At 72.6% G+C, this 22,744-nt stretch carries 18 protein-coding genes; 15 read left to right on the top strand and 3 right to left on the bottom strand.

Annotated features, from left to right (window positions below; all coding sequences use genetic code 11):
• Positions 1-91 precede the first annotated feature (91 nt).
• The 7 genes from iolC (at position 92) to ACIQ9E_RS15275 (ending at position 10,873) form a co-directional block, all read left to right on the top strand.
• Complete coding sequence (gene iolC, locus ACIQ9E_RS15305) at positions 92-1,204, top strand: 5-dehydro-2-deoxygluconokinase (RefSeq protein WP_403707008.1); 1,113 nt, start codon at positions 92-94, stop codon at positions 1,202-1,204.
• Positions 1,201-2,085: a deoxyribose-phosphate aldolase gene (locus ACIQ9E_RS15300; RefSeq protein WP_403707006.1), complete on the top strand. Its 885-nt coding sequence runs from the start codon at positions 1,201-1,203 to the stop codon at positions 2,083-2,085. Before iolC ends, ACIQ9E_RS15300 begins: the two co-directional genes overlap by 4 nt.
• Before the next feature lie 133 nt (positions 2,086-2,218).
• Positions 2,219-3,274, top strand: a complete 1,056-nt coding sequence (gene iolB, locus ACIQ9E_RS15295; protein ID WP_403707004.1) for a 5-deoxy-glucuronate isomerase — start codon at positions 2,219-2,221, stop codon at positions 3,272-3,274.
• Complete coding sequence (gene iolD / locus ACIQ9E_RS15290) at positions 3,271-5,163, top strand: 3D-(3,5/4)-trihydroxycyclohexane-1,2-dione acylhydrolase (decyclizing) (protein WP_403707002.1); 1,893 nt, start codon at positions 3,271-3,273, stop codon at positions 5,161-5,163. The genes iolB and iolD overlap by 4 nt, the downstream gene beginning before the upstream one ends.
• 88 nt (positions 5,164-5,251) lie before the next feature.
• The gene (locus tag ACIQ9E_RS15285) at positions 5,252-6,754 is read left to right on the top strand and encodes a CoA-acylating methylmalonate-semialdehyde dehydrogenase (RefSeq protein WP_403707000.1); all 1,503 of its coding nucleotides are present in this window, start codon (positions 5,252-5,254) and stop codon (positions 6,752-6,754) included.
• A gap of 373 nt (positions 6,755-7,127) precedes the next feature.
• Positions 7,128-10,010, top strand: coding sequence for an alpha/beta fold hydrolase (locus tag ACIQ9E_RS15280; RefSeq protein WP_403706998.1), 2,883 nt, complete (start codon positions 7,128-7,130; stop codon positions 10,008-10,010).
• A complete protein-coding gene (locus tag ACIQ9E_RS15275) occupies positions 10,007-10,873 on the top strand; it encodes an ABC transporter permease (protein WP_403706997.1) in 867 nt (288 codons plus the stop codon). The genes ACIQ9E_RS15280 and ACIQ9E_RS15275 overlap by 4 nt, the downstream gene beginning before the upstream one ends.
• 36 nt (positions 10,874-10,909) lie before the next feature.
• Here ACIQ9E_RS15275 and ACIQ9E_RS15270 read toward each other — a convergent pair whose 3' ends face one another.
• Positions 10,910-11,782 carry a DNA-binding response regulator gene (locus ACIQ9E_RS15270; protein ID WP_403706995.1) on the bottom strand — a complete coding sequence of 291 codons (873 nt, stop codon included), beginning with the start codon at positions 11,780-11,782 and terminating at the stop codon, positions 10,910-10,912.
• A 280-nt stretch (positions 11,783-12,062) separates the two neighbouring features.
• Positions 12,063-12,860: a class I SAM-dependent methyltransferase family protein gene (locus tag ACIQ9E_RS15265; RefSeq protein WP_403706993.1), complete on the bottom strand. Its 798-nt coding sequence runs from the start codon at positions 12,858-12,860 to the stop codon at positions 12,063-12,065.
• A gap of 651 nt (positions 12,861-13,511) precedes the next feature.
• Between ACIQ9E_RS15265 and ACIQ9E_RS15260 the strand changes: the two genes are divergently transcribed.
• The 6 genes from ACIQ9E_RS15260 (at position 13,512) to ACIQ9E_RS15235 (ending at position 20,161) form a co-directional block, all read left to right on the top strand.
• Positions 13,512-14,033 carry a hypothetical protein gene (locus ACIQ9E_RS15260; protein ID WP_403706991.1) on the top strand — a complete coding sequence of 174 codons (522 nt, stop codon included), beginning with the start codon at positions 13,512-13,514 and terminating at the stop codon, positions 14,031-14,033.
• 53 nt (positions 14,034-14,086) lie between these two features.
• The gene (locus tag ACIQ9E_RS15255; RefSeq protein ID WP_403706989.1) at positions 14,087-15,583 is read left to right on the top strand and encodes a sensor histidine kinase; all 1,497 of its coding nucleotides are present in this window, start codon (positions 14,087-14,089) and stop codon (positions 15,581-15,583) included.
• Positions 15,486-16,145: a response regulator transcription factor gene (locus ACIQ9E_RS15250; RefSeq protein ID WP_403706987.1), complete on the top strand. Its 660-nt coding sequence runs from the start codon at positions 15,486-15,488 to the stop codon at positions 16,143-16,145. Before ACIQ9E_RS15255 ends, ACIQ9E_RS15250 begins: the two co-directional genes overlap by 98 nt.
• A 485-nt stretch (positions 16,146-16,630) precedes the next feature.
• Positions 16,631-17,233: a carbonic anhydrase gene (locus ACIQ9E_RS15245; RefSeq protein ID WP_403706985.1), complete on the top strand. Its 603-nt coding sequence runs from the start codon at positions 16,631-16,633 to the stop codon at positions 17,231-17,233.
• A 250-nt stretch (positions 17,234-17,483) separates the two neighbouring features.
• Positions 17,484-19,637, top strand: a complete 2,154-nt coding sequence (locus ACIQ9E_RS15240) for a SulP family inorganic anion transporter (RefSeq protein ID WP_403707402.1) — start codon at positions 17,484-17,486, stop codon at positions 19,635-19,637.
• Positions 19,634-20,161 carry a hypothetical protein gene (locus ACIQ9E_RS15235; RefSeq protein WP_403706983.1) on the top strand — a complete coding sequence of 176 codons (528 nt, stop codon included), beginning with the start codon at positions 19,634-19,636 and terminating at the stop codon, positions 20,159-20,161. The genes ACIQ9E_RS15240 and ACIQ9E_RS15235 overlap by 4 nt, the downstream gene beginning before the upstream one ends.
• Before the next feature lie 173 nt (positions 20,162-20,334).
• On the opposite strand, the gene ACIQ9E_RS15230 is transcribed toward ACIQ9E_RS15235, so the two are convergent.
• Complete coding sequence (locus tag ACIQ9E_RS15230) at positions 20,335-20,502, bottom strand: hypothetical protein (protein WP_403706982.1); 168 nt, start codon at positions 20,500-20,502, stop codon at positions 20,335-20,337.
• Between the two features lie 241 nt (positions 20,503-20,743).
• On the opposite strand from ACIQ9E_RS15230, the gene ACIQ9E_RS15225 reads away from it, so the two are divergent.
• Both ACIQ9E_RS15225 and ACIQ9E_RS15220 read left to right on the top strand, forming a co-directional pair.
• Complete coding sequence (locus ACIQ9E_RS15225) at positions 20,744-21,922, top strand: sensor domain-containing protein (RefSeq protein ID WP_403706980.1); 1,179 nt, start codon at positions 20,744-20,746, stop codon at positions 21,920-21,922.
• Positions 21,910-22,572 (top strand): response regulator, encoded by a 663-nt coding sequence (locus ACIQ9E_RS15220; RefSeq protein ID WP_403706978.1) that lies wholly within the window; start codon positions 21,910-21,912, stop codon positions 22,570-22,572. The genes ACIQ9E_RS15225 and ACIQ9E_RS15220 overlap by 13 nt, the downstream gene beginning before the upstream one ends.
• Positions 22,573-22,744 lie beyond the last annotated feature (172 nt).

Below are 22,744 nucleotides of genomic sequence, written 5' to 3'. Positions count from 1 at the left end.
CGGCTATTAGACCTGTGCGCATCCGGACCTGTGCGCACCGGCTCACAGCTCCGGGGACCGGGCGCTGAACCGCAGGACCGAAGGGACGCGCATGCCGCCTCAGCCGGACGACCCGCCGCCGTACGACGTGATCACCATGGGCCGGATCGGCGTGGACCTGTACCCGCTGCGGACCGGTGTCCCGCTGGCCGAGGCCGATACCTTCGGGAAGTTCCTCGGCGGCTCCGCGAGCAACGTGGCCGTCGGCGCGGCCCGCCTGGGCCGCCGTACCGCCGTGATCACCCGCACGGGCAGCGACCCCTTCGGGGAGTACCTCCACCGCGCCCTGCGCGAATTCGGCGTCGACGACCGCTGGGTCACCCCCGTCCCCGCCTATCCGACCCCGGTCACCTTCTGCGAGATCTTCCCGCCGGACGACTTCCCGCTCTACTTCTACCGGCAGCCCAAGGCCCCCGACCTGGAGATCCGCACGGAGGAACTGGATCTGGCGGAGATCCGGCGGGCCCGGGTCTTCTGGGTGACCGGCACCGGTCTGAGCGCCGAGCCCAGCCGCGGCGCAACCCAGGCGGCCCTCGCCCACCGGGACCGCGCCGGGCTCACCGTCCTCGACCTCGACTGGCGGCCGATGTTCTGGCGGGACCCGGAGGCGGCCCGCCCCTACTACCGGGAGGCCCTCGGCTTCGCGACCGTCGCCGTCGGCAACGTCGACGAGTGCGAGATCGCCACGGGGGAGCGCGATCCGGAGACCGCCGCCCGGGCGCTGCTCGCCGCCGGAGCCGAACTCGCCGTGGTCAAACAGGGCCCGAAGGGGGTACTCGCGCTCCACCGCGACGGCACCCGGGCCGAGGTCCCGCCCGTCCCCGTCGAGGTCGTCAACGGTCTGGGCGCGGGGGACGCCTTCGGCGGCGCGCTCTGCCACGGACTGCTCGCCGGACTGCCGCTGGAGCAGGTCATGCGGTACGCCAACGCCGCGGGCGCGATCGTGGCGGCCAGGCTCGCCTGTTCCAGCGCGATGCCGTACGCGGACGAGGTCGAGCAGGTCCTCGCGGGCGGCCCCGTACCGCCGGAACGGACCCCGCCGCCGTCCGCGCAGCCGCCGTCCGCGCGGTCGCAGGCCGTGCAGTCGCAGGCCGTGCAGTCGTCGTCCGGGTCCGTCCGCGGCACCGCCCTCCCCGGCACCGCCGCCCCCGGGGCACCGTCATGAGCCGGGTCGCCATGACCGGACTGACCGGGATCCGCAGCCGCCACCCCGAAGCCGTGGCCGAAGCGGCGGCCCGCCGCAGCCGGCGGCCCCGGCTCCTCGGCGAGACCGGCCGACTGATGATCATCGCGGCCGACCATCCCGCCCGGGGCGCCCTCGCCGTCGGGGACCGCCGGCTCGCCATGGCCAACCGGCTCGACCTGCTGGAGCGGCTCTGTCTCGCGCTCTCGCGGCCCGGCGTGGACGGGGTGCTCGCCACCGCCGACATCCTCGACGACCTGCTGCTCCTCGGCGCGCTTGAGGACCGGATCGTCATCGGTTCCATGAACCGCGGCGGCCTCGCGGGCGCCGCCTTCGAACTCGACGACCGCTTCACCGGCCACCGCCCCCGCGATCTGGTCCGGCTCGGGTTCGACGCGGGGAAGCTGCTGCTCCGCATCGACTACGAGGACCCGGGGTCGCTCGACACCCTCCACACCACGGCACGGACCATCGACGAGATGGCCGAGCATCGACTTCCGGTCTTTGTGGAGCCGTTCATCTGCCACCGGGTGGACGGAAAGCTCCGCAACGACCTCGGCGCAGAGGCCGTCACCCGGTCGATAGCCATCGCCTCGGGCCTGGCCGGAACGTCCGCGTACACCTGGCTGAAGGTCCCCGTGACCGAGGATCCCGCCGATATGGAGGCCGTTCTGGAGACCTCCACCCTGCCCGCCGTCATCCTGGGGGGCGAGATCGGGGACGATCAGCACGGTGCGTACGAGAGATGGCGGACGGCGCTGCGCCTGCCCACCGTGCAGGGGCTGGTGGTGGGGCGCTCGCTGCTCTATCCCGTGGACGGCGATGTCGCCAAGGCCGTCGACACGGCCGTTGGCCTGCTCTGACAGCATCCGGGGCGCATCGCGGGCGCTGCCGCTGACGGCCCGGCGACGGCCATGACAACGGCCCGGGGGCCATGGCAACGGCCCGGCGGCAATGGCAACGGCACGACGGTATCGAGAGGGAGCGTACGGAGCGATGACCAGCGACGAGACCGGCGGACGGCCCTTGGAGCGGTACGTTCCGGCGGGCAGCGCCGCCGACGGGCCGTACGCCCTGCGGATCGACCCCGGCGACCCGGCCCGGCCGGGCTGGGAGCACACCGGCGTCCGGGTGCTGGAACTCCCACCGGGCGGCTCGCACTCCTTCCCGACCGGTGATGCCGAGTGGATCGTGCTGCCGTTGGCGGGAAGCTGCACGGTCACCGCCGACGGCGCGTTTTTCGAACTGCTGGGACGGGAAAGCGTGTTCAGCGGGGTCTCCGACTTCGCGTACGTCCCCCGTGACACCCGGGCACAGATCGCCTCCGGTGCGGGTGGCCGCTTCGCCTTGGCAGGAGCGAAGTGCGAGCGACGACTCCCCGCTCGCTACGGCCCCGCGCCGGAGGTACCGGTCGAGCTGCGCGGTACGGGCAACTGCTCGCGCCAGGTCAACAACTTCGCGGCGGCGGGCGTGTTCGACTGCGACCGGCTGATCGCGGTGGAGGTGCTGACCCCCGGCGGGAACTGGTCGTCCTACCCGCCGCACAAACACGACGAGTACCGGCCGGGCGCCGAATCCGTCCTGGAGGAGATCTACTACTTCGAGATCGACGGCGGTGGCCTCGGCTATCAGCGGGTCTCCCCGTCCAGACCCGGCGGTACGGACGTCCTGGCCGAAGTCCGCGGCGGGGACGCGGTGCTGATCCCGGACGGCTGGCACGGTCCTTCGATCGCCCCGCCCGGCCGGACCATGTACTACCTCAATGTGATGGCGGGGCCGGATCCGGAGCGGGAGTGGCTGATCTACGACCATCCGGACCATGCGTGGATCCGGGGCACCTGGCCGGAGCGGCCCGTGGACGCCCGGCTGCCGCTGTACGGGGCTCCGCCGGGCCCGGCGGGTCCGAACCCCGGCCCTGATCCGGGCCCGGCGGGCCCGAGCCCCACCCCGAACCCCGGCCCGAATCCGAATCCGAATCCGAATCCGGCCCCGCGCCCCGCGCCCCCGCCCGCCACGGCGGCACCCTCCGCCCCCGAGGAAGGACACCGATGACCACCCGGCTCACCGTCGCCCAGGCGCTCGTCGCCTTTCTCAGCCGCCAGTACACCGAGCGCGACGGCCGCCGCCACCGGCTGATCGCCGCCACCTGGGGCATCTTCGGCCACGGCAACGTGGCCGGGATCGGCCAGGCGCTGGTCGAATCCGGGACCGGACCGGACGCCCCGATGCCGTACTACCAGGGCCGTAACGAACAGGCCATGGTCCATGCCGCCGTCGGCTACGCCCGCCAGTCGCGCAGGCTCTCCGCGCACGCCGTCACCACCTCCATCGGCCCGGGTGCCACCAATCTCGTCACCGGCGCCGCGCTCGCCACGGTCAACCGGCTGCCGGTCCTGCTGCTGCCCGGTGACACCTTCGCCGGCCGGCCCGCCGATCCGGTGCTCCAGCAGCTCGAAGTCCCGTACGCGGGTGATGTGTCGGTCAACGATGCGCTGCGGCCCGTCTCCCGGTGGTTCGACCGGATCACCCGCCCGGAGGCACTGATTCCGGCTGCGCTGGCGGCCGTCCGGGTCCTTGCCGACCCCGCCGAAACCGGTGCCGTGACGCTGGCGCTGCCCCAGGACGTCCAGGCGGAGGCGTACGACTGGCCGGAGGAGTTCCTCGCCGAACGCGTCTGGCGGGTGGCCCGTCCGCGCCCCGACCGCCGGGCCCTCGCGGAGGCCGCGCACACGGTTGCGGCGGCCCGCCGGCCGCTGCTCGTCGCGGGCGGCGGCGTCCACCACTCCGAGGCGGAGGAGGCCCTGCGCACCTTCGCCGACGCCACCGGGATCCCCGTCGCCACCACCCAGGCGGGGAAGGGCGCACTGCCGTACGACCACCCCTGCGAGGTGGGCGGAATCGGCCATACCGGTACCGCGACGGCCGATGAACTGGCCCGTACCGCCGATCTCGTCATCGGCGTCGGTACCCGCTGGTCCGATTTCACCACCGCCTCCTCCACCCTCTTCCAGAATCCGGCCGTCCGTTTCCTCAATATCAATGTGACCTCCTTCGACGCCCACAAGCTGGCCGGGCTCTCGGTCGTCGCGGATGCGCGGGCCGGACTGGAGGAGCTGACGGACGCGCTGGCGGCGGCCGGCGGACACCGGGTCCCGGAGGCGTACGCCAGCGGCTACGGGGAGCGCAAAGCGGACTGGGAGCGCTTGGTGGACGGCGCGTACACCCCCGCCGATTCCGGCGCGCGCCCCACCCAGCCCCAGGTGCTCGGCGCCCTGGACGCGCTGGTCACCGGGGACGACATCCTGATCAACGCGGCCGGTTCGCTCCCCGGCGATCTGCACAAGCTCTGGCGGGCGCGCTCCGCCGACCAGTACCACGTGGAGTACGGCTACTCCTGCATGGGCTACGAGATCCCCGCCGCCATCGGCGTCGCACTGGCGGCCCCCGGGCGGCCCGTCTGGGCCCTCGTCGGCGACGGTACGTATCTGATGAACCCCACCGAGATCGTCACCGCCGTCCAGGAGAACGTCCCGATCAAGGTGATCATCCTTCAGAACCACGGCTATGCGTCGATCGGCGGCCTTTCGGAATCCGTCGGCGCCGAGCGGTTCGGTACGGCCTACCGGCACCGCGCGGCCGACGGTACGTACACGGGCGGCCCGCTCCCGGTCGACCTGGCGGCCAACGCGGCCTCCCTCGGCCTCCGGGTGATCCGCGCCCGTACCGTACGTGACCTGCGGGAAGCCCTGGCCGAAGCCCGCTGGTCGGACGTGCCCACAGGTGTCTACGTGGAGACCGAAACGGCAGACACTGTGTCGGGCGCGCCCCCGGCGCAGGCGTGGTGGGATGTTCCTGTGGCGGAGACGGCGACCCGTCCCTCCGCGATCAGGGCGCGGGAGGAGTACGAACGGCGGATCGCCGCCCGGCGCCGCCATCTGTGATCCGGCGGCGCCTGCCGCCCGGTCCGCCCGGTGACCCCCGCCCGGCCCTCCGCCGGAACGTCCGCAGCTTGTGAAGGAGCCTCTCGCGATGACGAAGACCGTCAACCACTGGATCGGTGGCAAGACCGTCGAAGGCGCGTCCGGCAACTGGGGCGAGGTCACGGACCCCGCGACCGGTGCCGTGACCACCAGGGTGGCGCTGGCCTCGGCCGACGAGGTCGGGGCCGCCGTCGCCACGGCCAAGGAGGCGTTTCGGAGCTGGGGCACCTCGTCGCTGGCGGCGCGGACCGCGGTCCTCTTCCGCTACCGGGCGCTGCTGGACGCCCGCCGTGACGACATCGCGGCGCTGATCACCGCCGAACACGGCAAGGTGCACTCGGACGCGCTCGGAGAGGTGGCGCGCGGACTGGAGATCGTCGAACTGGCCTGCGGGATCACCACCCAGCTCAAGGGCGAGCTGTCGACCCAGGTCTCCAGCCGGGTCGATGTCGCCGCGATCCGCCAGCCGCTGGGGGTCGTCGCGGGTATCACCCCGTTCAACTTCCCGGCGATGGTGCCGATGTGGATGTTCCCGCTCGCCGTCGCCTGCGGGAACACCTTCGTCCTGAAGCCCAGTGAGAAGGACCCCTCGGCCGCGAACTTCCTCGCCGAGCTGGCCTCGGAGGCGGGGCTGCCCGACGGTGTGCTCAATGTGGTCCACGGCGACAAGGTCGCGGTGGACGCGCTGCTGGAGCACCCCGATGTGGCCGCGGTCTCCTTCGTCGGCTCCACCCCCATCGCCCGCTATATCCACACCACCGCGTCCGCCAACGGCAAGCGCGTCCAGGCGCTCGGCGGCGCCAAGAACCACATGCTGGTCCTGCCCGACGCGGATCTGGACGCGGCCGCCGACGCCGCGGTCTCGGCGGCGTACGGCTCCGCGGGCGAACGGTGCATGGCGATCTCCGCCGTCGTCGCCCTCGACTCCGTCGCCGACGACCTCGTGGAGAAGATCCGCGAGCGCGCCGCGAAGATCACCATCGGCCCCGGTACGGACCCCGCGTCCGAAATGGGCCCCCTGATCACCCGCGCCCACCGCGACAAGGTCGCCTCCTATGTGACCGGGGCGGCGGCCCAGGGCGCCGAGGTCGTCCTCGACGGCACCGGCTACACGGTCGAAGGCTACGAGAACGGGCACTGGATCGGGCTCTCCCTCCTCGACCGGGTCTCCACCGCCTCCGACGCCTACCGCGACGAGATCTTCGGCCCGGTGCTCTGCGTGCTGCGGGTCGCGACGTACGAGGAGGGCGTGGCGCTGATCAACGCCTCGCCGTACGGCAACGGCACCGCGATCTTCACCCGGGACGGCGGCGCGGCCCGCCGCTTCCAGCTGGAGGCCGAAGCCGGCATGGTCGGCGTGAACGTCCCGATCCCGGTCCCCGTCGGCTACCACTCCTTCGGCGGCTGGAAGGACTCCCTCTTCGGCGACCACCACATCTACGGCAACGACGGCGTGCACTTCTACACCCGCGGCAAGGTCGTCACGACCCGCTGGCCCGACCCCTCGGAGCCGCACGCGGGCGTCGACCTGGGATTCCCCCGCAACCACTGATCCCGGCCCCTGCTGATGTCGACGACCGCTGCTCCCGGGCGCGCAGTTCCCCATCGGGGCCGCCCGGACAGCAGCTCCCGGACGTCGTCGCAGAGCCTGCGGAAGACCTGCTGGATGCATCTGTCCACGGTCGTACGGCACTTCACCGGGATCCGGTCGCACCACCGGTGCTCCCGGGGTGCAGGAGTGCTGCCGTGCCGCATGGTGCACCAGCGGGTGGGTAAGGTCGCCGGGTTGCTGTCATCAGGGGTGATCCTCCGGGCGCGTACCACGGGCGGTGTACGGGGCGGGCGGCGGCTACCTCCGGGGGAGTGCGCGGGATTCCCCCTGGGGTCGCCGGTCGGGCGCGGCCGGTCCGCCTTAGGGTTTTCCCATGAAGATCCGACTTCCCCGGCCTCGCTCGCGCGGCCGGTGGCTCGCGGGCGCCACGGCCCTCGTCGCCCTCGCGGGCGGGGGCACCTGGGCGGTCGCCGCCGACGATCCGGGACCGGCCGTGCACCGCGAGGACGCGATGCGGCCGATGCCCGGGGCCCAGATCGACACCTCCTACTTCGTCGCCGGGGACCGGGACGCCCCCCGGCCCGCCGTGCTGCTCGGCCATGGTTTCGGCGGCAGCAAGGACGACGTCAGGAAGCAGGCGGAGGGGTTGGCCCGGGACGGCTACGCCGTGCTCACCTGGTCCGCCCGGGGGTTCGGGAAGTCGACCGGGCGGATCGGGCTCAACGACCCCGCCCACGAGGTGAAGGACGTCTCTCGGCTCCTCGACTGGCTGGCGGCGCGCCCCGAGGTCCGGAAGGACGCGGCGGGCGACCCCCGGGTGGGTGTCGCCGGTGCGTCGTACGGCGGTGCGGTCGCCCTGCTGGCCGCCGGGTACGACCGCCGGGTCGACGCCATCGCGCCCGCGATCACCTACTGGAACCTTGCGGACTCCCTCTTCCCCGGCGGCGTCTTCAAGAAGCTGTGGGCCGGGATCTTCTTCTCCACCGGATCCGCGACGGCACCGGGCACTGCGCCCGTGCCCGATACGGACGCCCCGGGGCGCCCGCCGGGCGGGAGCGGCCCCGCCGCCGCGGGCTGCGGACGGTTCCAGCCGGAGCTGTGCGCCATGTACGAGCGGGTCGCGGTCTCCGGGCAGCCCGACGCCGCGGCCCGGCAGCTGCTGGAGGCCCGCAGCCCGTCCGCCGTCGGCAAGCGGATCACCGTTCCGACCCTTGTCGTCCAGGGACAGTCCGACTCCCTCTTCCCCCTCGGCCAGGCCGATGCCATGGCCCGCCAGATCCGGGCCAACGGCGCCCCCGTCGCCGTCGACTGGATCAGCGGCGGCCACGACGGCGGCGACTCCGAGAGCGACCGGATCGGACAGCGCGTCACCTCCTGGTTCGACCACTATCTGAAGGACGACAAGGGCGCGGGGACCGGGCCCGCGTTCCGGGTCAGCCGCACCGGCGGGCTCGACTCCACCGACGGCGCCGCCCGGCTGCGCGGGGCGACCGCGGACAGCTACCCCGGACTCGCCGCGGGAGCGCGCCCGGTCACGCTCTCCGGACGGCCCCAGACCTTCGGCAATCCTGCGGGCGGCACCCCGCCCGCCATTTCGGCCGTCCCCGGACTGAGCGGGGGACTGGGCCAGTTCTCCTCCTTCGGCATCGGTCTCGGTCTCGACTTCCCCGGACAGCGCGCCCGCTTCGAATCGGCGCCGCTGGACCGGGCCCTCCAGATCACCGGATCGCCCGTCGTCCGGCTCCGGGTCACGTCCTCCACGGGGGAGGCCGTCCTCTTCGGCAAGGTGTACGACGTCGGGCCCGACGGCCGCAGCCAGGTCCTCCCCGCCCAGCTGGTCGCTCCCGTCCGGGTCGAGGGCGCCGAGCGGGGCAAGGAGGTCCGCCTGACCCTCCCCGCCGTGGACCACCGGGTCGACGCCGGGCACCGGCTGCGGCTGGTGCTCTCCGCCACCGACCTCGGCTACGCCTCCCCGACCGCCCCCGCCACCTACACCGTCGCCCTCACCGGCACCGGCACCGGCACCGAGACCGGACCTGGCACGGGCGCCGAATCCGCCTCCGGCACCGGCAACACGGCCGGGACCGGGGCACCGACCGGTCAGGCGGCCGGGAGCGCGACCGGGACCGGCAAGGCGACCGCGGCGGGCACCGGCACCGGCAAGGCAGCCGCGACCGCGGGCACCCTGATCGTCCCGACCGCGCCCGGTATCCGCACCCAGGCCGCGGGTCTGCCCTGGTGGACCTGGGGCCTGCCGGCCGCGGCCGCCCTGATCGCCGCGGGCCTGCTGCTCACCGCCCGCCGCCGTACCGCGGCGCCCGCACCCGACCCCGCCCTCGCCGATGTGCCGCTGGAGATCACCGGCCTCACCAAGCGGTACGCCGGAGCGGCCGACCGCTATGCCGTACGGGAACTCTCCTTCCGGGTCGAGAAGGGCCAGGTACTCGGTCTGCTCGGGCCGAACGGCGCCGGCAAGACCACCACCCTCCGGATGCTGATGGGCCTCATCCGCCCCGACGAGGGCGAGATCAGGGTCTTCGGCCACGCCATCCGCCCCGGCGCGCCCGTACTCTCCCGGGTCGGCGCCTTCGTCGAAGGAGCCGGCTTCCTCCCGCATCTGTCGGGCCGGGAGAACCTGGAGCTGTACTGGCAGGCCACCGGACGCCCCGCCGGAGACGCCCATCTGGAAGAGGCACTGGAGATCGCGGGCCTCGGTGATGCCCTGGCCCGCGCGGTGCGCACGTACTCCCAGGGCATGCGCCAGCGGCTCGCCATCGCCCAGGCCATGCTCGGCCTCCCGGATCTGCTGATCCTCGACGAGCCGACCAACGGTCTCGACCCGCCGCAGATCCGCGAAATGCGCGAGGTGATGATCCGGTACGCGGCCGGTGGCCGCACGGTGATCGTCTCCAGTCACCTCCTCTCCGAGGTGGAGCAGTCGTGTACCCATCTGGTGGTCATGGACCGGGGCCGGCTGGTGCAGGCCGGTCCGGTCTCCGAGATCACCGGTGGCAGTGACACCCTCCTCGTCACCACCGCGGTGCCGCTGCCCGATCCGGTCGTCGACAAGATCGGTGCCCTCCCGGGCATCGGGTCGGCCCACCGCGTCGACGAGGGGCTCCTCGTCCGGCTCGCCGGTGCCACCTCGAACGAGCTGATCGCCGAACTCGTCCGACTGGATGTGCCGCTGACCGGAGCCGGCCCCTACCGCCGCCTCGAAGACGCCTTCCTCACCCTGATCGGAGGGTCCGCATGAGCGGCCTCGCCCCGTCCACCGCGGCGGCGCCCGGCTACCGGCCCCGGAGCACCCTGCCGCTGCGCGTCGAGGCGGTACGCCAGCTGAAGCGCCGGCGGACGATGGTGATGGCGGCGGTGCTCGCCGCACTGCCGCTGATCCTCGTGGCCGCTTTCGCCATCGGAGGCAGTCCGGACGGCGGTGAGAACGACCGGATCACGCTGATGGACACCGCCACCGCGTCGAGCGCCAACTTCGCGGCCACCTGTCTCTTTGTCTCGGCGGGCTTTCTGCTGGTGATCCCGGTGGCGCTGTTCCACGGGGACACCGTTGCCTCCGAGGCGGGCTGGTCCTCCCTCCGCTATCTGCTGGCCGCACCCGTACCCCGGGCCAGGCTGCTCTGGTCCAAGCTCGCCGTGGCCCTCGGCTTCAGCGCGGCGGCGATCGTGCTGCTGCCGGTGATCGCCCTGGCCGTCGGGACCGTCGCCTATGGCTGGGGTCCGCTGAAGCTGCCCACCGGCGGCTCCCTGGACGCCGCCGACACCCTGCCACGGCTGGGGCTCGTCGTTCTCTTCATCTGCCTCTCTCAACTGGTCACCGCCGGACTGGCGTTCTGGCTCTCCACCAAGACCGACGCCCCGCTGGGCGCGGTCGGCGGAGCGGTCGGGCTGACGATCGTCGGCAATGTGCTGGACGCGGTCACCGCACTGGGCGACTGGCGGGAGATCCTCCCCGCGCACTGGCAGTTCGCGTGGATCGACGCCCTCCAGCCGCAGTTGGAGTGGGGCGGCATGGTGAAGGGCACCGCTGTGTCCGTCTCCTATGCCCTGGTGCTGTTCGCGCTCGCCTTCCGGGCCTTCGCCCGCAAGGACATCGTGTCCTGAGCCGGCCGGACCAGGGCCCAGGCGCCCGCCCGGCCGTCAGATCCAGCCGCGGCGGGCCGCCTCCACTCCCGCCCGGAAGCGGCTCGTCGTGCCGAGGGCAGCCATCAGCTCGCCCACCCGGCGGCTGTAGGTCCGCCCGGACATATTCAGCCGGGCCGCCGCCGCGTCGTCCGTCAACCCGGCCAGTATCGCGTCGAGCACCGGCCCCAGATGAGGCGGCGGCCCAGTCGGCAGCAGTCGTTGGACCGGATCCTCGCCGGTCTCCCACCAGGCCTGATGGGTTCTGACGAGGGCCTGGACCACCACCGGGTCCCGGATCAGCAGCACACCGCTGTCATCGGAGCCGGAGCCGGAGCCGGAGCCGGAGCCGGGACCGGAGCCGGAGCCGGGACCGGAGTTGGAACCAGGACCGGAGTCGGGGTCCGGGGCGAGGCCGGGGCCGGGGGCGAGTCCGAAGCCGATCGGCACGGCGGCGACCGAGCGGTCCGCGACGATTATCTTGAACGGGACGGACTCGGTGACCCTGGCCTCACCGAGACAGCGCCACGGCTCCCGCAACTGACAGAGCCCGTCCCGGGGGGCGATCCGGCGGATCCGGGTCGGGTGCCCGGAAGGCGCGCATCCGGGCGCTCCGCTTCTCAGGAAGGACTCGGGAATCCCCTGACCGAGCGCCGCGGCCGGATCGTCGAAACTGAGCAGCTCGTGCCGGGCCGACCCGACCAGGCTCACCAGCGCGGCTCTGATCCGGCTCACCCCCCGGATCCGCTGCAACTGCTCGACCTCGAAGTCGGCATGGTCCACCGGAAGGGAGTACTGGGTGCGCTGCGCGGGCAGGCCGCCCGGCCCGCGCACAGCGGACCGCGACACCTCCCGGCCGGGCGCGGAGCCCGGAACGACCGCCACCGCCATGGCTCATCATCCCCCGCCATTTCTCCGCCGTGGACTCGTCCCCTCGAATCCACGGACACTCCATGTACGCACACGATCTCACTCCGTGACAAGATCCCATGGGGAGTCTGGCGAGTCCTTGCCATTCGGGTGGATTCGCCCACCACGGTGGGAACCATGAGTGGCAATGCCTACGATGCCGGAACCTCTCCGCTGTGGCTGTGGCTGTGGCTGTGGCTGTGGCTGTGGCCGTGCCCGCCGCCGTGAGCCGTCGGTGACTCCGCCGTCGCCGCGCTCCCGGTCACCGCCGTGCTGTGGTGACGGTGAACAGCCCCACCGTCTCCCGCGTGCTCGTGACGCCGGAGTACCCCGCATCCCGCGCCCACCGCTCCGCCAGCTCCACGGAACGGCATTTCATCACCCACGGCACCCCGTCCCGGTTGGGCAGGACCCCGGCGATGAACTCCAGTTGCGGATGCCGGGTCTGGGTGGTGAAGACCAGTACCCCGCCCGGCGCCAGCAGCGCCCGCAGCCGCTCGACGGAAGCGGCGATCACCGCGTCGTCCAGCAGCAGTTCGTAGAGCCCGGACACGACAATCACGTCCGGCGCGGTCCCGTCGGCGAGCGGCGCCGGGTCCAGGGCGTCGCCGCGGGCGAAAGTGATGCCCGCCAACCCCCTCTCACGTGCCTGTTGTTCCCCCTCGGAGAGTCCCGCCGGATCGAGATCGCGGCACTCGACCCCGACCGTCCCGGCCGGGTGCTCCTCGACGAGATCCTGGAGATAGCGGCCCGGCCCCGACGCGATATCGAGGACCACGGCCCGGCCGCCCCGGTCGGCGATCTCCTTGCGCAGGACGTCCTTGAGCAGCTCCCGGCGAGCGCGGATGGCCCGCCAGCCGATGGCGTTCAGATAGCAGCGGTCGATGATCCGGCCGATTCCGAGGCTGCCCCGCGCCTTGTTCACGTACACGTAGTCCAGCATCGATCCGCTGTCGAAGCCGTGCCGGTAGCCGATGCGGATGCCTTCGCTCAGTCGCCCGACACTGCCCATCAGCAGGCGCATGGCCGCCCACTGAACGCTCTTCAGTCGATTCGTCATGGCCCAAGCGTCGGGCGGCCCGGGACCGCCGGACATCCGTACGGCTACTCGGCCGCGCGGTGAATGAATGCTCATCCATTCACCTGAGTAGGCCGCTGCGTGCTGCCGCCTGATGCCTGCCGGCTGCGGGTGAAGGCGCCGGGCGAGCCTCCCGGTGCGGACCCCGGCCGGGCGGTTCCCGACTTTGCCTCCCCTTGAATCATCGGGCGCTCCACGCCGTATCTCCCGACGACCGTGATCACAACTGACAAGGGGCTGAGGAATGTACGGCTTCGCAGGTCTGCCCGGCCCGTCACACCCATCACGCCCGTCACGCCCGTCCGGTCTGTTCGGTCTGCCAGGTCCGTCCGGTGTGTTCCGTGTATCCGGCTGGTCCGGCTGGTTCGGTGTGTCCGGCCCTTCGGGTCCGTCCGGGCCCTCGCGACCGGCGGGGTGGTGCTCGTGAGACGGCTGTGGAACCGGGTACGGCGACGGGGGCGGTCGTCGCCCGCCGGAACACCCCGTCCGGCTCCGTCCGCACTCCTCCCCGGCCCCGCACCCCGGTCCGTCCCGAGGGGCCCGAGCCCGGCCCCGGAGCCCCGGAGTCCGGTCATGGATGAGAATGCTCTCCTCTTTCACTCGCCTGTTCGATCAGGCACTCAGACTCTCCGCATGAGACTGAGGCGAGCGAATCTGGTGATCACCGCGGTGGCGGCGTTCGCGGGTGCCGGACTGATGGCCGGCCGGGTACTGACCAGCGAGCCCGAACCCCTGGACCTGGGCCCCGTGGTGATCGTCGAACGGTCCGGCGGCCTCGCCCCCGGCACCGGGGAGCCGCTGCCACCGGCGACCTCGCGCCCGCCGCGGACCGGCACCGGCGAGTCCGGCCCGTCAGCGGCCCGGAAACCGCGCCCCGCAGCCTCGGCCCCCGCGTCCACCGGCTCCCCCTCGCACCCCGCGCCGTCAAACGCTTCGCAGCAGCAGCCCCAGCGGACCTCCCCACCGCCGCGGAACCCGGGCGGCAGGCCCGTACCGCCCCTTCCACCGCCGCGCAGCGACGACGGATCCGGCCGCCCGCTGCCGACTGGCGGAGAGAGCGACGACGAGGAGAGCGACGGCGGGGAGAGCGACGGCGACGGTGACGCCGACCGGGGCGGCGGCCCGTCCGGTGACGACGAAGACGGGGCGGACTAGTGCGCCGGCGGCGCCGGCGGACGGCCAGCGCCCGCTCCCGCATCGTCGGCTGGATGATGCTGCTCGTCGGCGCGGCCCTCGCCGCGCCCGTCGTCGGCATCACCGTGGTCTGGCAGGCCCAGCTCGACGACCAGGTCGAAGCACGGCTCACTTGGGAGGCCAACCGGCTGCGGACCTTCGCCCAGACCCGTGTCCAGCCCGACGGGCGGCCCTACACCGACGGCGCCGCGCTGCTCAAGGAGTTCCTGCGGGAGAACATCCCCAACCGCGACGAGACGTTCTTCAGCATCGTCGACGGCCGGGCCGACCTGCGCAGCGCCGCCGAACCGCCGGTCCGGCTCGACCGGGACCCGGTGGCCGTCGCCGTACTCGCATCCGAGAAGTGGCGCGGCGAGACCGCCGTGGGCTGGCTGGACTCCTCCGTCGGCAAGGTGCGCTACGGAGTGGTGCCCGTGCGGGTCGCCGGGGATCCGAGGGACGTACGGCTGGTGGTACTGGAGTTCCGCGACCGGCAACTCCGCGAGGAGCGCCAGGTGGCCAGGATGCTGCTGGCCACCGGCTTCGGCGCCCTGGTCTGCGCCGGGCTGGCGAGCTGGCTGGTGGCCGGCCGGATCCTGGCGCCGGTCCGCCTGGTGCGCCAGACCGCCGCCGCGATCGGCGAATCCGATCTGACCCGGCGGCTCGACGTCCGCGGGGACGACGACGTCGCCGCACTCGCCCACACCTTCAACCACATGCTCGACCGGCTGGAACGGGCCTTCACCACCCAGCGGCGCTTCCTGGACGAGGTCGGACACGAGCTGCGCACCCCCATCACCGTCGTCCGGGGCCATCTCGAACTCATGGGCAACGACAGTGGCGACTGGGCCGTCGAAGGAGACGGCACCCGGGCCCTGGTCGTCGACGAACTCGACCGGATGAGCCGCATCGTGGACGATCTGCTGCTCCTCGCCCGAGCCGAACGGCCGGACTTCCTCGCGGTCGGCGAGACCCATCTGACCGATCTCATCGTCGACGTGGTCGCCAAGGCCCGAGCCCTCGGCAACCGGCACTGGCGGGTCGCCGCGGTCTCCGAGGCCACCGTCCTCGTCGACGGCCAGCGGCTCACCCAGGGCCTGATCCAACTGGCCGCCAACGCGGTCCTGCACACCCTCGACGGCGATCTCATCGAGATGGGCTCGGCGGTGCACGACGGACGGATCCTGCTCTGGGTCCGCGATACCGGCCCCGGCGTCGGCCCCGTGGACCGGGAGCGGATCTTCGGCCGGTTCGTCCAGGCCGGACGGGGCGCGTCACCGGCCCGGGCCGGTACCGGAATCGGGCTGGGGCTGGCCATCGTCCGTGAGATCGCCCAGGCACACGGCGGTACGGCATGGGTCGAGGACGCCGAGACCGGCGGCGCCCGCTTCGTACTGGACCTGCCCGCGCATTTCTCCTGGCAGAAGGGACATCATGCAACGGATACTGATAGCGGAGGACGAAGCCGGAATCGCCTCCTTCGTCGAAAAGGGGCTCCGGAGCAACGGGTTTGTGACGGCAGTCGTCGGTGACGGGCTCTCGGCCTACGAACACGCCAGGGCCGGGGACTGCGATCTGATGATCCTGGACCTCGGCCTTCCGGCGGTCGACGGGCTGACCGTCCTGCGCAAGCTGCGCGAACTGCGCGTAACGCTGCCGGTGGTGATCCTGACCGCCAGGGACAGCGTGTCGGACGTGGTCGCCGGGCTCGAAGGCGGCGCCGACGACTACCTCTCCAAACCCTTCGCCTTCGAGGAACTGCTCGCCCGGGTGAAACTGCGGCTGCGCGGCGACGGCGGCCCGGAGGCGTCCGTGCTGCGCGTCGGGGACCTCGTCCTCGATCTGCGGACCCGGCGGGTGCACGTCGAGGGCCGGGTGGCCGAACTGTCGGCACGGGAGTTCTCGCTGGCCGAGGTGTTCCTGCGCAACCCCGACCAGGTGCTGACGAGGGAACAGCTGCTCAGCCGCGTCTGGGGGTTCGACTACGACCCCGGGTCCAATATCGTCGATGTGTACGTCCGGTATCTGCGGCGCAAACTCGGCCCCGACCGGGTGGAGACCGTCCGCGGGGTGGGCTACCGCCTCCGGGCGTGACGCGCGGCCCCGTCGCCCCTTCGTGCCGTGCCTCCGCTCTCTCGTGGCCGTGCCTCCGCCCTCTCGTGCCGTGCCTCCGCCCTCTCGTGCCGTGCCTTCGCGCTGCCGGATGCAGAGCGGAGGCGTAACCGTGGCGGACCGACCCGCCGCGGGCCCCGTGCCCCTGTCCCGGCCGTACCGCGACTCCCGGCGCTTCGAGGCCCAGCCGCCCCACGGCCCGGCGACGTGCACCCCGACATCGTTGTCAGGGGCTCGCTGCCGCGGTGAGAACTCTCTCACTCGGATCTCACGGATGGTTCATCGCGTGGGCCCATGCTTCACGGCCAAGACATCCCCCGGATGTTGCAGCTGTCCCAGCCGCCCCGTACGTCCCGCGCCAGGCACGTGCCGACCCCTCGCACGGGCCGGCGGGCCGCGGACGGCGGCCGGTCCTCCTCTTCCCCCCGCGCCCCGCGGCGCGGGAGGCACCCCCCAAGGAGCGTGACATGAAGCGACTGCTCACCAATGCCCGGAACTTCCGCCACCGCATCGCCCCCGAGAGCGAGACCTTCCGCAGGTTCGCGGCCGGACAGACACCCGGCACCCTCTTCATCAGCTGCTCGGACTCCCGGGTCATCCCCGCACTGATCACCGGTGCCGTTCCGGGCGAGGTCTTCGAACTGCGCAACGCGGGCAACATCATTCCGCCGTACGAGGCCAAGCGGGAGTGCGCGGAGGCCGCGACCATCGAGTACGCGGTCGAAGTCCTCAAGGTCCACGACATCGTGGTCTGCGGCCACTCCCACTGCGGTGCCGTCGGCGCCCTCGCCAACGACCAGGATCTGACCGGACTGCCCGGCGTGGCGCAGTGGGTGGCCTTCGCCCGCCCCGCCCTGGCCCCGGTGCTCGGCACCCCGCCGGACGACGCCACCCTCGCCCGCTATGTCCAGCTGCATGTGACGGCCCAGTTGGCGACCCTCCGCGGCTATCCCGCCGTACGCGCCGCGCTGGACGCCGGCCGGCTGAAGCTGCACGGCTGGTACTACCGCGTCGACACCGCCGAAGTCCTCGAACTCGACGAGACACAGGGCGTGTTCCACCGCAACTGACACCTCCTCCGGGCCGAGCCCACGCCGAGCCCACCCGGACCCCCCACCCCCCACTCGCACCGGACCGCCGGACGCGACCCCACCGGACCCCCTCCCGGCGCGGTACCGGCCCCGATGCGGCGAAAGGAAACCAGTGTCCACTGATGGAGTACGTCCCGGTGCGGGACGCCATGCGCGAAGGAGCGGCGGCCGCCCGGCGGCGGGTTCACCGACGGCCTCCACGGGCTCCGGTTCCCTCGGCGCCGACCTGATGGCCTCGGTCGTCGTCTTCCTCGTCGCCCTGCCCCTGTGCATCGGTGTCGCGGCGGCGTCGGGCGTCCCCGTCGCCCTGGGCATCATCACCGGCATCGTCGGCGGTCTGGTCGTCGGCTTCCTGCCCGGCAGCAGCCTTCAGGTGAGCGGTCCGGCCGCCGGACTCGCCGTACTGTGCCTGGAGTTCACCACCGAGCACGGCGTCGGTCTCCTCGGACCCGTCGTCATGGTCAGCGGCATCCTCCAGATGATCCTGGGCACGCTGAAGATGGGCCGGATCTTCCAGTCGATCTCCCTCTCCGTGGTGCAGGGCATGCTGGCGGGGATCGGGGTGCCCCTGATCCTGAGCCAGATGTACGCGTTGGTGGACTCGAAGCAGCACGGTACGGCCCCGAAGAACGTCATGGGCCTCCCCGACCTGGTCAAGGACGTCCTGGGCGATCCTCAGCAGAGTGCCGCCCTGCTGCTCGGGGTGATGGCGGTGGTGATCTGCTTCCTCTGGTACAAGGTGCCGAAGCCGGTCGGCAAGGTGCCCGCGCCGCTGGTCGCGGTGGTGCTGGGCTGCGTGGTCGCCGCCATGCCCGGCTTCGAGGTCAAGAAGGTCGCCTTCGGCAATATGCTGGGCGCGGTCAACATCCCCGGTTTCGGCGATATCTCGGGACTCGCCGATCCCAAGGTGCTGATGATGGTGGTCACCTTCACGATCATCGCCTCGGCCGAGAGCCTGTTCAGCGCCGCCGCCGTCGACCGGATGCACACCGGCCCGCGCACCCACTACAACAAGGAACTGTTCGCCCAGGGCGTGGGCAACACGGTCTCCGGAGCACTGGGCGCGATGCCGCTCACCGCGGTCATCGTCCGCAGCGCGGCCAACGTCGGCGCGGGCGCCAGAACCAAGATCTCCCGCATTCTGCACGGCGTCTGGCTGCTGGGCTTCGGTCTGCTGCTGCCGGGACTGCTCGGACTGATCCCGGTCTCCGTCCTCGCGGGCGTCCTGCTCCACGCCGGCTGGAAGCTCTTCAACCCGCCGTCCTTTGTGAAGATGTGGAAGAAGGACCGCGGCGAGGGGCTCGTCATGTTCGTCACGACCGGGGCGATCGTGGCGACGGACCTCCTCGACGGAGTGCTCGGCGGGCTGGCGGTCGCGGTGGTCCTGACCGCGCTGCGGATGTCCCATATGACCATCCGTACGGTCCGGAACGGCGACACCGCCACACTGGAACTCAAGGGCAACGCCACCTTCCTGCGGCTGCCCAAGCTGATCGACGCGCTGGAGACCCTCGCGGGCAGTGCCCCCGGCCGCGAGCGGGTCGTCGTCGACGGGCGCGGGATCTCGCATCTGGACATGGCCTGTCAGGCCCAGCTCGAAGAGTGGGTGGACCAGCGGCGCAAGGCCGGGGGCGGCGAGGTGGAGCTGCTGCTGCCGGGCTCGGACGCCACGCCGGAGGGAGCCGGGGAGAGGATCCCGGTGGGCGTCACGGCGGCGGCCTCCCCGCCGGGGCTCTCCGAGGGGCTCGCGGCGGACGGTCCGGGCCGCTCACGGCGGTCCGAAGCGGCCCCGCAGCAACCGCAACGGCCCCAAGAGTCGCAGTACCCGCAGGACCCGCAGTACTCGCAGCCGGAGACGTACCGGCCGTACGCGCCGCAGCCGGGGTTCTCGTTCCAGCACACGATGGGCCAGGGGTACGCCCACGGCGCCGCTGCCCACGGGGCGCAGCACACCCGTCACCACTACCCGTACCTCCACGGCGCTTACAGCGGAACCGGACCGTCCTACGGACGCGGTTCCGGCCCCGGCCCGCGCTCCCAGGTCCATCTGCCGCACCCGGCACACCAGATCCACGAGTCCGATCAGCACCAGCACCAGCACCAGCACCAGCAGGGCCACCAGTCCCATCAGGGGCACCAGGGCGGTCAACCGGGCCGGCAGCCCCAGCAGCCCCAGCAGCCTCCGCAAGGACCGCAAGGACCTCAGGAGTACGCGTACGGACGACCGTTCGGCGGGCCCGGGTACCCGCCGCAGCCGGAAACCCCCGACGGCTCCGCGCAGCCCCCACAGGGCTACGGCCCGACCGGCGAGACCACCCCCGGCTACTGGGGCCCGGAGGACGACCGGGCCGTCCAGGCCTATGGCGAAGGGACACGGCGATGAAACGGCCCCTACGGCCCCGACGGCCCCTGAGGACCGTGCTGGCCGACGCGCTGCATCTGCGCGAGCGGAAGGAACACGGCGACGGCCGGCGCTACGGCCACCGGCAGCCCGCCACGGGCCGCGGCACCGGCGCCCGTCCCCCGCGCTGCGGTAGCGAACCCTGCGGTCTCGACCCGCTGTGGACCGCGGAGTACGGCGGCGTACGGGCGGACCGGCGCCGGATCGACTACCGGACGCCGGCGGGAGACGACCCGTGCCCCGGGACCGGAGCCGCCGCTTCCGGCAGGCCGGGGGAGGACTGCGGCGGGCCGGGGGAGGACACGCTCTTCCTCTTCCTGAAGTCGCTGCACCGGTTCCTCACGGCTCCCCAGGACGCGGCCACGGCGGGTACCGCCCTGCCGGGACCGTCGTCCGCGGCCGGAACCACGGCGGCCGCGGAGCGCCCGGACCATCGGGCGGCGCCTCCGGAGCACCGGACGGCACCGGGCCGTACCGGCCGGTCCCCGTACGACGGCACGCCATAGGCCGTCTCCGGCGGGAGCCCCCGCACGTCGTCCACGGCGCTCACCGTTCCCCGGGTCCGTGGACGGCCTTCAGGGCCCTGAGCGGTGACGCGCTTCCCCACTGGGCCCTGGAGAGCCCCTTCCGCTGTCCCCGTGCAGCGAAGGGGCTCTCTGCCGTCCGGTCCGGACCCGGCCTAACGCTTCTTCGCCGAGCGGGTCAGATAGAGCGCGACGCCCGACAGCACCATGACCGCCGCCGCGGCGATGTCCACAGCCGCCTGGGCCGGGCCCTCGAGGACGAAGTCGTTGACAAACCCGGCGGCAAGCGAGGCGGAGAGCAGGAACCAGAGCACGGGCTTCATCGGGATCGGGGACCTTCTTCCGTTCGGTAGGAGTCAAGCGGTATGCGGTGCGCGGTGCGCGGTATGCGGAGGCGTCAAGCGGTACACGGTGCGGCAGGTGCGACCGGGGCCGGTGACACCCACGATGCCTCCCCGCCCCGCTCCGGCGCGAACCGGCAGACCCCCCGCCCCGTGGTGGAGCCCGCTCCACCACCCGCCGCGGCCCCCGGGTCCGGCCGGCCCGTCGTTTACGCTGGTCGGCGTGGAGGAAACGGTGGGCCGGGCGTTCCGGGCGACGATCCGGCTGGGCCGTACGGCCCTGCTGGCGTACGCCACGATCTTCTACGGCGTCCTGCTGATCTTCACGGCCGTCGCCACCGCCCTGGTGGTCGGCGCGGGCGCCCTGCCCGAGACCGTCCTCTTCCAGCGCCGCGTCGCCGACTACAAGCGGAAGCTGATCGAGCGGTCGACCGGGGAACCGGTCGCGGAGGCGTACCTCCCGGTCACCGGCCCGCTCGGTGAGCGACTGCGCACCGTCGTCAAGGATCCCAGCACCCTGCGGGATCTGCGCTGGCTCCTGGTCCATGCCGTCTTCGGCTGGGCACTGTTCATCGTCCTGATCTTCGTCTGGTACTTCGGGCTGATGATCGACGGTTTCTGGAGCGGCACCCTCGGCCGCCGGGCCCGGGTCCTCCCGCTCCTCGAACGCCTCGCCGACTTCGACGACTCCTGGTCCCGCACCCTGCTCGAACCGACCCCCGGGGCCCATCGCAACGCCGTGCTCGCGCAGCGCGTGGCGCAGCTGACCGAGACCCGTGCCGGCGCGGTCGCCGCGCACGGCGCCGAACTGCGCCGTATCGAACGCGATCTGCACGACGGCGCCCAGGCCAGGCTGGTCGCGCTGTCGATGCGCGTCGGTATGGCCCGCAGGGCGTACGAAACCAACCCCGAGCTGGCCCGTAAGCTCCTCGACGATGCCCAGGACCAGGCCGAGGAGGCACTGGCCGAGCTGCGGCACGTGGTCCGGGGCATCCACCCGCCGATCCTGACCGACCGCGGGCTGGTGGGTGCGGTCCATGCCCTCGCCGCGGGCAGCGGGCTCGTGGTGACGGTCGCCGTCGACGGTCTCGACGCGCACGGTGACGCCGGTTCCCGGGCGCCCGCCGCCGTCGAGGCCGCCGCGTACTTCGTCGTCGCCGAGGCCCTGACCAACGCCGCCAAGCACAGCGGATCGGCCTCGGCGGCCGTCCGGCTCGCCCGGATCCCGCGCGGTCTGGCCGTCTCGGTGAGCGACGAGGGCACCGGGGGCGCGGACGAGTCGGGCGGCAGCGGACTGGCCGGTATCCGCCGCCGGGTCGCCGCGCTGGACGGGACCGTGGACATGACCAGCCCCGCCGGGGGCCCGACCGTGATCGAAGTGGAGCTGCCGTGCGTGTGGTGATCGCCGAGGACAATGCGCTGTTGCGGGAGGGCCTCGTCCTGCTGCTGACGTCCGCCGGGCACGAGGTCGCCGCCGTCGCGTCGACCGGCCCCGAGATCCTGCCCGCGCTCCGCGAGCACCGCCCCGACGTGGCGGTGCTCGATGTCCGGATGCCGCCCGGCTTCCGGGACGAGGGCCTGCGGGCCGCACTCACCGCGCGCCGCGAGATCCCCGGTCTGCCGGTGCTGGTGCTTTCGCAGTACGTGGAGGAGACGTACGCCGCCGAACTCCTCGGCGACGGCGCGGCCGGTGTCGGCTATCTCCTCAAGGACCGGATCGGCCGGGTCGACGAGTTCCTGGACGCCCTCGAGCGGGTCGCGGCCGGGGGTATGGCGCTGGACCCCGAGGTTGTCGCGGAGCTGATGAACCGCCGCCGGGACGATCCCCTCGACTCGCTGACCCCGCGCGAGCGGGAGGTACTCCAGCTGATGGCGGAGGGCCGGGACAACACGACCATCGCCACGCTGCTGACGGTCACCGAGCGTTCGGTGAGCAAACACATCGGCAATGTGTTCCTGAAGCTGGGGCTGTCGCCGCAGAACGACAGCGGGCACCGCCGGGTGCTGGCGGTGCTGGCGTATCTGAACTCGCCTTCGACGGCGCGGTCCTGAGCCTGTCCTGAACCGGCTGCGAAAAGGGGGCGGGGGCCGTGGCTGCGGCCCCCGCCTCCTGGTTTCCGGCGGTACGGATGTCCGCCAGGCCCAAGGCCGTCGCCCCGCCGGCAGACGGATCGGCGGGGCGACGGGGATCGGGGTCCCGGGCCCGGCGCGCGCTGGACCCGCG

Source organism: Streptomyces sp. NPDC094448 (assembly GCF_044763775.1).
Classification (GTDB): Bacteria; Actinomycetota; Actinomycetes; order Streptomycetales; family Streptomycetaceae; genus Streptomyces.
This window is presented reverse-complemented; position numbering and strand designations above follow the sequence as displayed.